This window comes from Rhodococcus sp. 15-2388-1-1a (assembly GCF_002259145.1).
GTDB lineage: Bacteria > Actinomycetota > Actinomycetes > Mycobacteriales > Mycobacteriaceae > Rhodococcoides.
The window spans coordinates 134,158-148,293 of sequence record NZ_NPFP01000042.1; the positions used below are offsets into that span (position 1 = coordinate 134,158).

General features: G+C 64.1%; 12 protein-coding genes and 1 pseudogene. 2 read left to right on the plus strand and 11 right to left on the minus strand.

What is annotated here, in order from left to right:
* Positions 1 to 54: 54 nt before the first annotated feature.
* Both cobF and cobM read right to left on the minus strand, forming a co-directional pair.
* Entirely contained in the window at positions 55 to 804 is a 750-nt protein-coding gene (cobF, locus tag CH302_RS23620; RefSeq protein WP_037187171.1) for a precorrin-6A synthase (deacetylating), read from the minus strand.
* The gene (gene cobM, locus CH302_RS23625; RefSeq protein WP_037187168.1) at positions 801 to 1,544 is read right to left on the minus strand and encodes a precorrin-4 C(11)-methyltransferase; all 744 of its coding nucleotides are present in this window, start codon (positions 1,542 to 1,544) and stop codon (positions 801 to 803) included. The genes cobF and cobM overlap by 4 nt, the downstream gene beginning before the upstream one ends.
* 182 nt (positions 1,545 to 1,726) lie before the next feature.
* Here cobM and CH302_RS23630 point away from each other — a divergent pair, with 182 nt between their 5' ends.
* Positions 1,727 to 3,943 carry an N-acetylmuramoyl-L-alanine amidase gene (locus CH302_RS23630; protein ID WP_094650081.1) on the plus strand — a complete coding sequence of 739 codons (2,217 nt, stop codon included), beginning with the start codon at positions 1,727 to 1,729 and terminating at the stop codon, positions 3,941 to 3,943.
* 75 nt (positions 3,944 to 4,018) lie between these two features.
* On the opposite strand, the gene CH302_RS23635 is transcribed toward CH302_RS23630, so the two are convergent.
* Together CH302_RS23635 and CH302_RS23640 are read right to left on the minus strand one after the other, a co-directional pair.
* Positions 4,019 to 4,855: a Cof-type HAD-IIB family hydrolase gene (locus tag CH302_RS23635; protein ID WP_037187165.1), complete on the minus strand. Its 837-nt coding sequence runs from the start codon at positions 4,853 to 4,855 to the stop codon at positions 4,019 to 4,021.
* A gap of 226 nt (positions 4,856 to 5,081) precedes the next feature.
* Positions 5,082 to 6,635, minus strand: a complete 1,554-nt coding sequence (locus tag CH302_RS23640; protein WP_037188710.1) for an acyl-CoA synthetase — start codon at positions 6,633 to 6,635, stop codon at positions 5,082 to 5,084.
* 68 nt (positions 6,636 to 6,703) lie between these two features.
* Here CH302_RS23640 and CH302_RS23645 point away from each other — a divergent pair, with 68 nt between their 5' ends.
* Positions 6,704 to 7,840, plus strand: coding sequence for a LuxR C-terminal-related transcriptional regulator (locus CH302_RS23645; RefSeq protein WP_082323459.1), 1,137 nt, complete (start codon positions 6,704 to 6,706; stop codon positions 7,838 to 7,840).
* A gap of 4 nt (positions 7,841 to 7,844) precedes the next feature.
* Here CH302_RS23645 and CH302_RS23650 read toward each other — a convergent pair whose 3' ends face one another.
* The 7 genes and pseudogenes from CH302_RS23650 to CH302_RS23680 all read right to left on the minus strand — a co-directional run.
* Positions 7,845 to 9,086, minus strand: a complete 1,242-nt coding sequence (locus CH302_RS23650; protein WP_037187160.1) for an NAD(P)/FAD-dependent oxidoreductase — start codon at positions 9,084 to 9,086, stop codon at positions 7,845 to 7,847.
* Positions 9,079 to 9,297, minus strand: coding sequence for a ferredoxin (locus CH302_RS23655; protein WP_037187158.1), 219 nt, complete (start codon positions 9,295 to 9,297; stop codon positions 9,079 to 9,081). The genes CH302_RS23650 and CH302_RS23655 overlap by 8 nt, the downstream gene beginning before the upstream one ends.
* A 2-nt stretch (positions 9,298 to 9,299) precedes the next feature.
* Positions 9,300 to 10,643 carry a cytochrome P450 gene (locus CH302_RS23660; RefSeq protein ID WP_052047295.1) on the minus strand — a complete coding sequence of 448 codons (1,344 nt, stop codon included), beginning with the start codon at positions 10,641 to 10,643 and terminating at the stop codon, positions 9,300 to 9,302.
* A 21-nt stretch (positions 10,644 to 10,664) separates the two neighbouring features.
* Positions 10,665 to 12,185: an aldehyde dehydrogenase family protein gene (locus CH302_RS23665; RefSeq protein WP_037187155.1), complete on the minus strand. Its 1,521-nt coding sequence runs from the start codon at positions 12,183 to 12,185 to the stop codon at positions 10,665 to 10,667.
* Positions 12,186 to 12,189: 4 nt separating this feature from the next.
* Positions 12,190 to 13,248 carry an alcohol dehydrogenase catalytic domain-containing protein gene (locus CH302_RS23670; protein ID WP_230596138.1) on the minus strand — a complete coding sequence of 353 codons (1,059 nt, stop codon included), beginning with the start codon at positions 13,246 to 13,248 and terminating at the stop codon, positions 12,190 to 12,192.
* The gene (locus CH302_RS23675; RefSeq protein ID WP_037187153.1) at positions 13,245 to 13,649 is read right to left on the minus strand and encodes an SCP2 sterol-binding domain-containing protein; all 405 of its coding nucleotides are present in this window, start codon (positions 13,647 to 13,649) and stop codon (positions 13,245 to 13,247) included. Before CH302_RS23675 ends, CH302_RS23670 begins: the two co-directional genes overlap by 4 nt.
* 273 nt (positions 13,650 to 13,922) lie before the next feature.
* Positions 13,923 to 14,136 (minus strand): annotated as a pseudogene (locus CH302_RS23680) (ABC transporter ATP-binding protein); the annotation flags it as partial.

The window sequence follows — 14,136 nt, forward strand, 5'->3', positions numbered from 1 at the left end:
ATCCGACGATCGTGACCGCTCTCCCCCGCCAGGCGTCCCGCGGCGGGCCCGATGTCATTCGGTCGGACGTCGAAGCAGGTAGGTGTCCATCACCCAGCCGTGCCGGGACTTGACCTCCTCGCGGGCGCGGCGGATCTCGCTCAACACGTCGTCGAGTGGACCCGCCACCAGCTTCTCGTCCGCCGTCCCCAGGTTGGCACCCCAGTGGATGCCCCACCCTGCGCCGGTCAGCGCGCTGCAGGCCAGGTTGCCGTCGAGCATCACCACCAGGTTGTCGAGGCCGGCAGCGACGTCGCCCGCCAAGTTCCTGCCGGTGGTGATGACGATCGGTCCGCCGATGCGATTGAGCACGAGTCGGTGACTCGCCGCCAGCATCGACACACTGGAGATACCGGGTGTGACATCGAACTCGATGTCGTCGCGCAACGCGGCCAGCCGCTCGGCGACGCGGATCGTGCTGTCGTACAGCGCGGGGTCTCCCCAGACGAGGAATCCGACGACCGTGCCTTCGGCGAGGCAGTCGAGCACATCGGCGTAGGCGCGGGCGCGGGCGTCGTGCCAGTCGAGGACCGCGGTCTCGTACTGCCGGGGCGACCGGTCGCGTGGCGGGTCGGGTACCTCGATCACCCGGTAGCTGCCACCGTGGTGGCGCTCGAGAATGCCCTGCCTGGCCGCTCCGAGATCGCCGACGGACGCACCCTTGTCGGCCACGATGAACACGTCGACGGCCCGGAGTTTCTCGATGGCCTGGACGGTCACCTGATCCGGGTGCCCACCGCCGATGCCGATCAGATGGATCCTCACGAGCGGTCCCGGCAGGCGTCGTACAGGTGGGATTCGGTGACGACGCGTCGCGCCAGGGCGGGACCGACCAGAATCACCGCCGCCTGTCGCAGGTCGGCGGCCTCGACCTGATCTGCGATGTCCGCCAGGGTGCCGCGCAGAATCAGCTCGTCCGGCTTGCTGGCGTGGAATACGACCGTGGCGGGGCACTCCGGACCGTAGAACTCCGTCAGTTCGTCGGCGATGATGCGGGTGCGGGTGATCGCCAGGTGCAGCGCAAGCGTTGCCCTGGTGGCGGCGAAGTTCTTCAGCGCCTCGGTATCGGGCATCGCCGTCGAGCGGGCTTGCGCGCGGGTGAGCACCACCGACTGCGTCACCTCGGGAACCGTCAGCTCGACGCCCAGTGCGGCGGCTGCGGCCGCGTAGGCCGGAACGCCGGGGGTGACGTCCCAGGGGACGCCTGCGGCGTCGAGTCGAGCGGACATTTCCGCCAGCGCGGAGTAGAGGGACGGATCCCCCGAACACAGACGAGCGACGTCCTCCCCACGCTCGTGGGCGGCGACCAGCTCTTCCGTGATGGCGTCCAGGTCGAGTTTCGCGGTGTCGACCAGTCGGGTGCCTGCAGAGCAATGTTCGAGGATGGCGTCGTCGATGTAGGTACCGGCGTAGACGCAGACCGGGCTCGACCGCAGAAACTCGACGGCCCGCAGCGTGAGCAGGTCTGCAGCCCCGGGTCCGGCTCCGATGAAGTGCACAGTCACAGCTGAAAAGCGTATGCGACGCGCCCGACGCGCCGCGCCACTGGAACTTCCCGGCTGTGGCTAACTGTCAAGCTAAGGTTTAGCCTTGTGTCTGATGGGACTCATGTTGCTGATGTGATTCATGTTGTTCAGCAACTGGAGATCCTACGACGCGTACCTACCAACAACCAGGGAGTACCGCCTTGCCGAACCGTCGAACGAAGCCGTCGATCGTTCTCGGTGCTGTCGCACTGCTGGCCGTCGCGACCCCCTTTGCGGTCGCAGGCCTCACCGACAGCACGACAACCGGAGTTCGACCGGCCAACGAGACAACCCCCGTCACTGTGCCGACCAAGATCGTCGAGACCGCGCTGAGCGCTGCACCGGACATCGTGATCCCGTTGCAGGAGCTCACCGGACTGCCGTTGCCCGATCTTCGGCTCTCCGATCTGAAGTACCTGCCGCTGCCGGATTCCATCGTGATCCCGCCGATCGAGATTCCCGACATCCCGGGTCTCACCACGCCCGCGCCGGGCAACGCGACCGCGCAGGCACCCGTTCCCCGGGTGGACGCATCGGCACCGGTGAACCCCGAGGCTGCCGATCCGACCGGCCCGCCGCTCGGTGCCGCCGTCAAGGAGATCAAGCAGGACACCCCGTTCAGCATGGTCGCCCTGACCTCCGAGCAGCTCGACGGTGCGACCGCTCAGGTTCGCCGCCAGCTCGAGGACGGATCCTGGGGCCCGTGGCTGCAGACCGCTCCGGTGGACAGCACGGCCGACGACGCTGCTCCCGCCCCTGCCAAGCAGGGCACCGAACCGATCTTCGTCGGACTGACCAACGCAGTGCAGGTTCTGCTGACGCCGCTGACGAGCAGTGCAGCTCCCGAAAGCTTCGCGACTGCACCGGTTCCCGAGGTTCCGGTCGTCGAGCTGCCTGCTGCCGACGCGCCTGCCGAGGCCCCCGCCGCTGCGGAACAGCCACTGGGCTACACCCCGGCATCGTCGAGCAAGCCACTGCGCCAACAGGATCCGGCCCCGGTCGATCCCGCGGCCCCGGCACCTGCAGTCGAAGCGCCTGCAGCAGATCCCGCCCAGACCGAAGCCGCGCCGGAAGGCACGGCCGAGCAGTTGGCTGCTGCGGTCAGTGACATCAGCGCCGTGCTCATCACCCCCGGCACGTCGCCGGTCGACTCGGCACTGAGCGACATCGCCACTCCCGTCGCCGGTGACGCAGGCCCCAAGGTCATCACCCGCGCGCAGTGGGGTGCCGATGAGTCGATCCGTTGCGCCACACCGACGATCGACGACTTCCTCGGTGGTGCCACCGTGCACCACACCGCAGGCAGCAACGACTACTCCAAGTCCGAATCGGCCGAGATCGTCCGAGCCATCTACGCGTACCACGCGCAGACGCTCGGTTGGTGCGACATCGGCTACAACGTCCTCGTCGACAAGTACGGTCAGATCTTCGAAGGTCGCGCCGGTGGACTCGACAAGCCGGTTCAGGGCGCACACGCAGGCGGATTCAACGAGAACACGATGGGCATCGCCATGATGGGCGACTACTCCAGCGAGGATCCCTCGCAGGAGACCATCGATTCGGTCGGCAAGTTCCTCGGATGGCGACTCGGCAAGGCCGGTCTCGATCCCGAGGGCACCACCACGATGACCTCGGAGGGAACGGATTTCACGTTCGTCGGCAAGGGCAAGAGCGTCGACCTGCCGGTGATCTTCGGTCACCGCGACGTCGGCAACACCGAATGCCCGGGTGACTCCGGGTACGCACGGCTCGGGGAGATCCGCGACATCGCTGCGGCCAACCTCGGCGGCGGTGATGCCACTCCGGCCTCGCCCGACGCGACCGACCCCGCTCCCGACACCGCGGTAACCGACGCGACACCGTCGCGTCCGGGCACCGACGCCAGTTCCACTCTGGGAGAGAACATCCCGGCCCTGGTTGCGGAGTTGCAGCGACTGGCGTCGACCAGCCCGGTTGCACAGAAATGGTTGGCCTCGGGGGCCGAAACCGGGTCACTCGGCGTACCGGTGAGTGGTCTGGTGCAGGTGAGCGGCGGCCGTGAGAAGGCGCAGTTCGCCAACGGCGAGATCATCACCAACATGGCCGGCCAGGCCGTGGCCGTCATCGGCAAGATCTTCCAGCAGTACGCGCAGCAGGGTGGCGTCGACGGCGTGCTCGGTCTGCCGCTCACCGACGAGTTCAGGGTGCCGGAAGGCTTCCGGACCGACTTCGAGAACGGTTCGCTCATCTTCAACGAGCTCACCGGAATCGTCACCACGGTGATCAAGACGTACAACGACACCTACAACGCGGAAATGCAGAACCCCGTCGCAGCACCGGTGGAACCGGCTCCTGTGCCCGAGCCTGCCCCCGCACCGGAGCCCGCACCCGCGGGCTGAGTTTCGACAGTCGACAAGGGCCGAGTCACCGTGGTGACTCGGCCCTTCTCGTGTTCGTGCGCCCCTACCGGCGTATCACCACCAGCGTTCGAGAACCTGCGCCACTCCGTCTTCTGCGTTGGTGACGGTCACTTCGTTCGCTGCCGCGACGGCAGCGGGATGCGCGTTACCCATCGCGACGCCCAGTCCCACCATCGACAGCATCGGCACGTCGTTGGGCATGTCGCCGAAGGCCACAATGTCCTTCACGTCCACCGACAGCGTCTCGGCGACCTTGGCCAGGCCCGACGCCTTGGTGATGCCCGGTGCCGACAGCTCGATCAGTCCGTTGTCGGTGGAGAACGTCAGGTCGGCTCGACCGGAGATCAGCGGGGACAGGATGTCGGCCATGTGTCCGCTGGTGGATCCCGAGAGCCGGATCAGCAGCTTGACGGCCGGAACGTCGACCACGTCGTCCTCGGTCATCTCGACGTTGTCCGGGTTCAGCCAGGCGTGCTCGTATCCCGGCGAGCTGACGAACTGCGGCGTGGCCGAGTCGTGTGCCGTCTGCCCCACCCGCTCGGCGGCGAGTCCGCAGCCCGGGAGCGCACGATACGCGACGTCGGCCAACCACTGCAGCGTCTCGACCGACAACGTCTCGGCGCTGAGCACGCGATCGTTGGCGGCGTCGTAGATGACCGCACCGTTGGCGCACACCGACATCGGCGCGTATCCCAGCTGATCGACGACGGGGTGGATCCACCGCGGCGGTCGGCCGGTGGACAGCACGAACGGGACGCCGTCGGCCACGACGGCCGAAATGGCACGCTTGGTGCGTTCGGTGACACGCTCGTGCTGGTCGAGCAGGGTGCCGTCGACGTCGCTTGCGACGAGTCGGGGGGCGAGGCGGGTGGTGTTCGGCGCGTTGGTCATCGTGACGTCATTCTGCCCTAGTGTCGAGGTGCCCTGTTTTCGACGTGGAAGAAACGGCAGCGGACATCCGTGAACCGTGGGATCCGATTTCCTCCGCGACCGGTGGCACGTCTCGACGACGAATTCTTCACCGGGGAAGCCGATTCCCGTTCCAGGATGTCGAGGTCGATGCGTCGATCGCCCCTACACCCACGTGACTCGGGCTCTCGGCTTCCCCGGTTCACGGTCACGGTGTCAGGCGGGATTCCTCTGCGAAACGATCGCGCAGGGGACCCTTGACGAGCTTGCCGGTAGGCGTGCGCGGCACCGTCTCGACGAACCGAACGTCCCGCGGAACCTTGTATCCAGCAAGGTGTTCGCGGACGAATTCCTGCAACCGTCGAGTCATATCCTCGTCACCCGCGACACCGACGACGAGCTGGACCGCGGCCAACACTCGCTCGCCGAACTCGTCGTCGGGAACCCCGATCACGGCAACGTCCTCGACCTCGGGGTGGAGTGCAAGGCAGTTCTCGATTTCCTGAGGGTAGATGTTGACTCCGCCGGAAATGATGGTGAACGCCTTGCGGTCGTTGAGAAAGAGGAACCCATCTTCGTCCAGGTAGCCGATGTCACCACACGTCGTCCAGTTCGGATGATCGCGATGCTGCGCTTCCACGGTCTTCTCCGGGTCGTTGTGGTACTCGAACGGACGGGCGTCGCGCTCGAAGTACACCACTCCCGACTCTCCTGCCGGAAGCTCGGCTCCGTCGTCGCCGCAGACACGGATCACACCCAATTTGGCTCTGCCGACCGTGCCGTGCTTTTCGCTCCATTCCGCCGGGTCGACCATGGTGATGCCGTTGGCCTCGGTGGACGAGTAGTACTCGTGCAGTATGGGCCCGAACCACTCCATCATTCGACTCTTGACTTCCGTGGGGCACGGAGCGGCGGCATGCACGGCGTACTGCAGACTGCTCACGTCGTACGAGTCGCGCACCCTCTGCGGCAGCCGAAGCATCCGCACGAAGTGTGTCGGCACCCACTGACTGTGTGTGACGCGGTAGCGATCGATGATGCGCATGCTCTCTTCTGCGTCGAAATGCTCCGCGGTGATGACGGTGCCACCCAAACTGTGCGTGATCATGCCGAAACGCAGCGGTGCGGCGTGATAAAGCGGTGCCGGCGAGAAGTAGACGGTGTCGGCACTCATCTTGTAGGTGCCGCCGAACACTGCCACGTAGGGATCTCCCACGTCTCCGACCTGCCGTGCAGGCAGCGGTGGCTTCACGCCCTTGGGTCGACCCGTCGTACCCGAGCTGTAGAGCATGTCGGCACCACGGGGCTGTTCTGCAGGTGCGACGTCGGAACCGGTGTGTAGGAACCTTTCGTAGTCCTCGAAACCCGGGACCGATTCTCCGCCGTACGCGAGCGCGATGCGGACGCCACGGCTGGCCTGGCGAGCAACATCGGCCACACCTGCGAGATCGTCGGAGACAACCAACGCCTTGGCACCGCAGTCGTCGACGATATACGCGATCTCGCTGGACGACAGATGAGTGTTGACCGGTGTCAGATAGAGACCACTACGCAGGCACGCCCAATAGACGACGAACATCTCGGTACTGTTCGTGGACAGCAATGCCACCACATCGCCCAACTGTAAACCCCTGTCGCGCAGCGCATTCGACAACTTGACCGAACGACTCTCGAGCTGCGAATACGTCAGAACGTCGTTGGTTCCCGCCACTATCACCGCAGGTCGATCGGGAGCAGAGCTGGCATGAATTCCGGGATACATCATGATCTCCTTGACTGGGAATTGTATGATCTAGCTAACAAGCCGGTACGCTTTATGCCGTGCATCACATGGTCCGTAAGGCGGTACCGTCGAGCGCCCGCTCGACGGCGAATATTCGTCCGATCCTGGACAGCCTCGACCGAGAGGCCGGCGTCTCGTCCACAGATCGCGTTCGCTCCGATTCGCAGATCGATGTCCTCGCGCAGGACGCCTGGGCCGACATCGCCGATGCGCTCGAAGCAGGCAGCGACAACCTCCCGCCCGAGTTGCGGGCCGCTCTCGCTCGACTCAGAGTCGTCGATCAGCAGTTGCTGCAACGACTGACCATGCGAACATCGACAGAGCGCTTGTCCAGCGTCGTCGAAGCTCTCGAATTGCTGCCGTGTGTGACCGACGACTTGATCACCGCTGCACCGCGTTTGATCTGCGACCTCGGATTCGACCGCGCCATCATCTCCCGAGTGGAGAACGGTCTGTGGACCTCGGAGGCCGTGTACATCCCCGACAGTGCAGAGTGGGCAACCGAGATCAACAAAGTCGGTCAGGAAATGCCGCAGAAGCTCGGTCCGGACATCCTCGAAACCGAAATCGTCCGTAGACGTGAGGGGCTGTTGGTGACCGATGTGCAGTCCGACGGTCGGGTGAACCGACCCATCGCCGACGCGTCCAAGTCGCGTTCCTACGTCGCCGCCCCGATCATCTCCGACGGTCGCGTCGTCGGATTGCTGCACGCCGACAAATATCGCCAGTCCATCGATGTCGATGCCGACGACTGCCAACTGCTCATCGGTTTTGCCCAGAGCTTCCGACTGGCTCTGGGCAGGGCAAAGCTCGCCGAAGAAGTCCTTTCGGTCAAAGGCACACTCGACTCGATGCGCTCGATGCTCGATTACAGCACCGACACCGTTCACCACGTGTCCGTGCGCCGCACGTCCGACGACGCCCAGCCGGCCCCCGCTGCCGAGCCGGGCCGATCTGCTCGGCCCGACCGGACAGCGCCTGCAAGTCGCGTGCCGCTCACTCAGCGTGAGCACGAGGTTCTCGCGTTGATGGCACGGGGTAGCACCAACAGCGCAATTGCCCGTGAACTGGTGATCGCCGAGGGGACGGTCAAGCAGCATGTGAAGCATGTCTTGCGAAAGCTTCAGGTCGCCAACCGATCCGAGGCCGTTGCAGTGTGGTTCAACGAATTCACACCCACATGATCCTTCAACGACATTGATCTGCACCGTAATTCACCCCTGATACCCACGAGTCAGGTGCAGTGACGAACCGCCGGTACTTCATGATCAAGTCGGGGCGGCCGATGGTGAGAACTCCGGCGACGCGCCCGCCCGATCGATAGAGCACCACGGTGCCGCCGGTCTTGTCGCGACGCTGTTGCACCAGCAATTCGTCGGCATGCGACGTACCGACGAACTGGATCCGCGTTCCGTACCAATCCGACCAGAAATACGGGACCGTGGTGAATGGCATCGGAGAGCTACCCGACACCGCATTGCGGGCGGCGGCCGCACCCTGCTCGGACGCACTTGCCCAGTGTTCGAGGCGCATCCTCTTGTCGAACAGTGCATTCGGCCAGTGCGCAACGTCACCCGCTGCCCAGACCCCATCGACCGGTAGTCCAGCACTGGACAACACGGCCAACGTGGCATCGCACTCGATCCCCCCGTCCCGAGCGTCGAGGCCGATGTCGGTATCGGACAACCACTCCGTGGACGGAGCCGCGCCGATTCCGACCACCACAAGGTCACCGTCCACCACACGTCCGTCTGTCAGCTTCACGCCGGCGACGGTGGTTCCTGTCGAATCGGTGATCATCGACTCGACGCCGACACCGAGGACGAGTTCGGTACCGTTCGCCGCGTGGAGTTCGGTCACCAATGCGCCGCCCTCCGCTCCGAGCGAGCGAGTCAGAGGGGCCGGTGCGGCCTCGACGATCGTCACCGGATGGCCGTAGTTGCGGGCCGCCGACGCCACCTCAGCACCGATGAAGCCGGCACCGATCACTACCACCCGAACGGGAGACTGCAGACGCTTCCATACCGCTTCGACATCGGAATGCGTTCGTAGGGTGTGTATTCCAGAGATACCGGAAGTTCCGGGCAGCTCTCTCGACCTCGCACCACACGCAATCACCAGATGCTGATACGGCACATCACCCTTCCCGGTCCCGACCACACGCGCGCGGGTGTCCAGGCCGACGGCAGGCGCATCGGTCATCACGTCGATGTCGAGCTCGGTGAACCTGCCGCGCTCGCGCAACAGCGGAACGGCAGGGGACGCCTCGCCGACGAGAAGTTCTTTCGAAAGAGGAGGCCGGTCGTAGGGCAGATGCGATTCCGCGCCGATCAAGGTGATCGGCCCGGAGAAGCCCTCGCGGCGAGCGGACTCGCAGGCAGCCACACCTGCGAGTCCCGCGCCGACGACAACGAGTCCCCGGTTACGCATCGCCGCCGACCTCTTCGACGACGATCGCCTGCGTCGGGCATGCTCGTGCCGCTACTTCGACCTCCGCGCGACGTTCGGCCGAGACCTCGTAGCTCAGCACCATCAGCTGGCCATCTGCTCCGATCTCGAAGAAATCGGGAGCTTCGGCTTCGCAGATTCCAAGACCCGAGCATTTGCCCATATCGACTACCACTCGGCATGCTCCGGACATGACTACTCGACTCCTGTGTTGGGGTAGAAGGGCATGCTGACGACTCCACGCATGAAGTTCGTTCGCATCAATTTCGGCTCGCCTGCAATGAAATTGGGCATCTGACGGTGCAGTTCACGAAAGAGTGATCGCATCATCGACTTGGCCAACTGATTGCCCAGGCAGAAGTGGACGCCACCACCGCCGAACGTCACGTGCGGGTTCGGGCTGCGGTTCAGATCGAACTTGTCGGGGTCGGTGAATATCTCACGGTCCCAGTTTCCGGACCCGTACATCATGACCACCTTGTCGCCCGGCAGAATGGACTGTCCGCCCAACTGGTACTCACTGACGGCAGTTCGACGGAACGTCACCACCACCGAACCCCAGCGGAGGAATTCCTCGATCGAGCTGTTGATCCGAGCGTCGAAATCCTCCCACAGCCAGGCACGCTGCTCGGGAAAATCCGTCAATGCCTTCACCGCGAAACTGGACGTGTGGCGCGTGGTATCCGTTGCGGCGACCGCCATCAACGTCATGACGGCACCGATCTCGAAATCGGTGAGCGACTCGCCGTCGACCTCGGCCTGAACCAGGTTGGTGAGCAGGTCGTTCTGCGGTTCGCGCTTACGCTCGGCAATCAATTCCTCGGCCAGCGCGTGGATGGCCATTGCGGCGTCGCTCTGCACCGCGATCGGATCGCGCCCGGCCAGCAACTCCGGATCGGCCCACGCGACGATCTCGTCCGCCGCGTGACCGACCTCGGCCCGGCGGTCCTCCGGAATTCCGAACATGTCGCCGAACATCTCGATCGGCAGATGCTTGGAAATATCGGCCACGAAGTCGATCTCTTCCCGATCGGCGACGGCGGAGACGATTCGACGCGCACGCATGGCTATGTCGTCATCGATCTTCTTGATCTGCTTCGGGGTGAAGGACACGCTGACGAGCTTGCGGATCTTGTCGTGCTGCGGATTGTCCATAGCGAGGAAGGACATGGCCATCTCGAGGAACATGGCGGGCAGCAAGTCGAACATGACGCCGTAACCGGACACGAAAACATCCGGGTTGTGGCTGATCTCGGCGATGTGCTCGTGCTTGACCACGGCCCAGAATCCAGGGTCGTGGGGATCGGGAACGACCGATGTCTCGATCGGCCGCTGCCAGGTGACGGGCGCACTCTCCCGCAATCGGCGGAACACCGTCTCGCGCTGTGGAGCGTCCTCACCCCAGAAGTCGTCGCTCCACACGTCGATCTCGTGGAACTGCCGCGTCGCAGCGACGTCGTTCCTGGGGATTTCGGGTTCGTTGTCGTCATCGTCGTCGAAGCGGAGTTCAGGACCGTCATCGAAACTTGTTGTAGTCATAGTGTCTTCCTGAGGTCGCAATCAGTCGTCTGCATGGCTGAGCAGAATGTCGTAGGGCTTGTTCTCACGTCCACCGGACAGATCGAGGTGCACGGTCTTCGCTTGGGTGTACTCGTCGAGCGCGTCGGGGCCGAGTTCGCGGCCGACGCCACTTTGCTTGTAGCCGCCGAACGGTGCTTCGGCGTTGATCTGGTGAGCGTCGTTGATCCACACACTGCCGGCCTCGACGCGGGCAGCGACAGCCAGTCCGCGAGAGTTGTCGGTCGTCCAGACGCTGGCAGCGAGGCCGTAGTCACTGTCGTTCGCGATCGAGACTGCGTCGTCGTCATCGTCGTACGCAATGACGACGAGGACCGGGCCGAATACTTCCTCGCGTGCGATCGCCATGGAGTTGTCCACGTTCGTCACGATGGTCGGCTCGATCCAGAAGCCGCGCTCGAACGTATCCCCTTGGGGCTTACCGCCGCCGGTGACCACGGTTGCACCCGACTGCACTGCTTCGCCGACGTACTGCAGGATTCGAGCCTGCTGCTTCCCGTCGATGACGGGCCCCATGTCGGTATCCCAGTCGCGGGTCTCGCCCATCACGATCGTGCGTGCGCGGTCGACCAACCGCTCGACGAACTCGTCGTGCAGGCTGCGCGGTACGAGTGCGCGGGTACCGGATTCGCACACCTGGCCGGAGTAGACGAAGCAGCCGTAGAGAACTCCGTCCACCGCCATGTCCAGATCGGCATCGTCGAGAACGATCGACGGTCCTTTGCCGCCCAGCTCGAGCGTGACCTCTTTGACGGTTCCCGACGCGAGCTTCATGATTTCGCGACCGACCGCTGTGGAGCCGGTGAATGCGATCTTGCCGATGTCGGGGTGAGATGCCAAGCGCGCGCCCGCATCTCGCCCATCTCCGGGCACTACGTTGAGCACTCCCTTGGGCAGACCGTTCGCCTCGGCGATCTCGGCGAACTTGAGAATCGACAGTGGTGTGTGCTCGTCGGGCTTGACGACCACGGAGTTACCGGCGGCCAACGCGGGCCCGACCTTCCACAACGTCAGCAGCAGCGGGAAGTTCCACGGCGCGATCGCACCGACGACTCCGATGGGCTCACGGTGTACGACGCTCTGCGCGAGGGTCGGGAAACTCGAGATAGGGCCCGGACGTGCGAAGGCATACGTATCGGCGAGATCTGCGAAGTAAGTGAAGTGCGCCAACGCATATCCGACGTGGAAGCCGGTTGCTTGCCGGACGGTTGCCCCGTTCGCGGCCATCTCGAGCTCGACGAGTTCTTCGATGCGGTCGTTGGCCGCGTCCGCAATCGCGCGCATGATCGACGCGCGTTCCTGTGGCGTCTTACCCGCCCACACACCACTGCGAAACGCAGCCTTGCCTGCCGCCACAGCAGCATCGATGTGGGTGGCGTCGCCCTTGGCTGTGGTTGCGACGACGCTCTCGTCCGACGGATCGACGATGGTCATCGTATCGTCGGTGTCGACTGCCTCACCACCGATGAGCATCGGATAGTGCTGTACGTCAATGCTTGTCATAGCGTCACCTCGTCGGATCGAGAAGGATCTTCATGGCTTCGCGAGCCTCGAAGAGTTTGTAGGCGTCGGCGGCCTCGGACAGACCCATGCGGTGCGAGATCATCGCGCTCGGATGCAGCTTGCCTGCGCCCATGAGCCCGATCACTTCGTCCATGTATTCGGTGATGTGGCTGACTCCCATTTCGATTCGCACACCTTTGAGATACAGATCGGCGAACGGAATTGTCATCGATTCTTCGGTGTAGACACCGGGAATGGACAGCACCCCACCTGCGCGCAGAAGCGGAATGGCCGCGAGAAGTGCGGACGGGTGGCCTACCGCGTCGACCACGACATCCGCGCCGCGCCAATCGGTGAGATCCAAAACCGCATCGGTAGCGTCGGTTTCACTGGCATCGATGCCTATCGCACCGAAGCGTTCGGCTTCCTTCAGGCGGGCGGCGACTCTGTCCACGACCATGACCTGTGACGCGCCGAGCGCGACGGCCGACATCGCCGCGCAGAGGCCGACGGGTCCGGCACCGACGACGGCAACGCTGTCTCCAGGTCGCATGGCGCGCGCGACTGCTTCGTGGCCCGTGGTCATGATGTCGCCCGCGAAAAGGATGTCCTCATCGTCGACAGTGCTTCCCGTCGGGATCGCACGAGCAGTGAGGTCTGCAGACGGGACCACCACGTACTCGGCCTGTCCACCGTCGAGGTCTCCCAGAGCCAGACCGAGTCCGAAGATGCGGCTGCCGGCGCAGTTGCCGGGCTGGTGTCGTCGGCACTGGTAACAGGAACCGCAGCTGACGACGCAGGATGCGACCGCCCGGTCACCCTCGGAGAACTGAGTGACTGCGCTGCCGACATCGACTACGGTGCCGAGGAATTCGTGACCGAGGATGATGTCGGCCTCGAGTTCGAGCCTCCCCTCGTAGGGATGTAAGTCGGTTCCGCAGATGGCCGTTTTCTCGACTCGGAGCAGAATGTCGGTGGGTTCGGAGATGTGGGGAATGGGCACGTCGGCGATTTCGACGACGTGCGGTGCCCGCAGGACCGCGGCCTTCATCGTCTCGCTCACGCCGTGACCTCGGCGTCCTTCGGAGCGATCTTGTCGCGGTACATCGGAAAGAGCGGCTTGGTGAGCGGAACCAACTTCAGGATCTTGTTGGTCGGCCCCTTGGCCTTGACCTGGCCCTTCGCCAAGCCCACAGCCAGGTTGTACTCGCCGCGCCAGAACTTGTCTGCAGTGTCACCGCGCATCAGCAGTGTGATGTCGGGCTTGAGGTCGGTCGGTCCGGCGATGACCTGGTAGTCCTCGCGGAACGCGATCGTCACCTCGCACTCGGGATCTGCGTACTGCACGCGCATCACGATGTTGGCTGCTTTGAGCTTCGGGCCCGACTCGGGGTGCTCACCCGCGTCACGGAAAACGCCACCGATGTACTGATCGAGTTCTGCTGCATCTTTGAAAAAGCCCATTGGAATGTGTACTCCTCGAGAAGTGACCGTCAGCCGGATTGGCCGGTAAGGACATACAACCAACGAAACGTGAGCTGGGTAACTCTCGATAGTGATATCTCTACCCCCCTTCGGGGGTGTGATACACAACTCATTCCACGGCGGTCCTGATTGGCCTCATCCTGACGACACTCCAGAGATCGACACTCCGGCACTTCGGGGAAACCACGATCCTCGCCTCCGAGTGACAGCGAATCCACAGGGGCACAGGACAACCCGTACCCAACCGCTGCATCAGACGTAGTCGAAGCTCTCCTGGATGGCGATCTGCGCACTGTGCGGCAGCGTGTGCATGATCTGGCGCACGCGTTCCTGCCTGCGTCCGACGGCCTGGCGCACCGGAGTACCCGGGGTGGCCTTCATCTGCGGGACGATGCCTTCGACGTCGTCGACGCCACCGGCGTGGTGCCCGGCGTCGACCATGGCCTGCTCCTGCGCCATCTGCGCC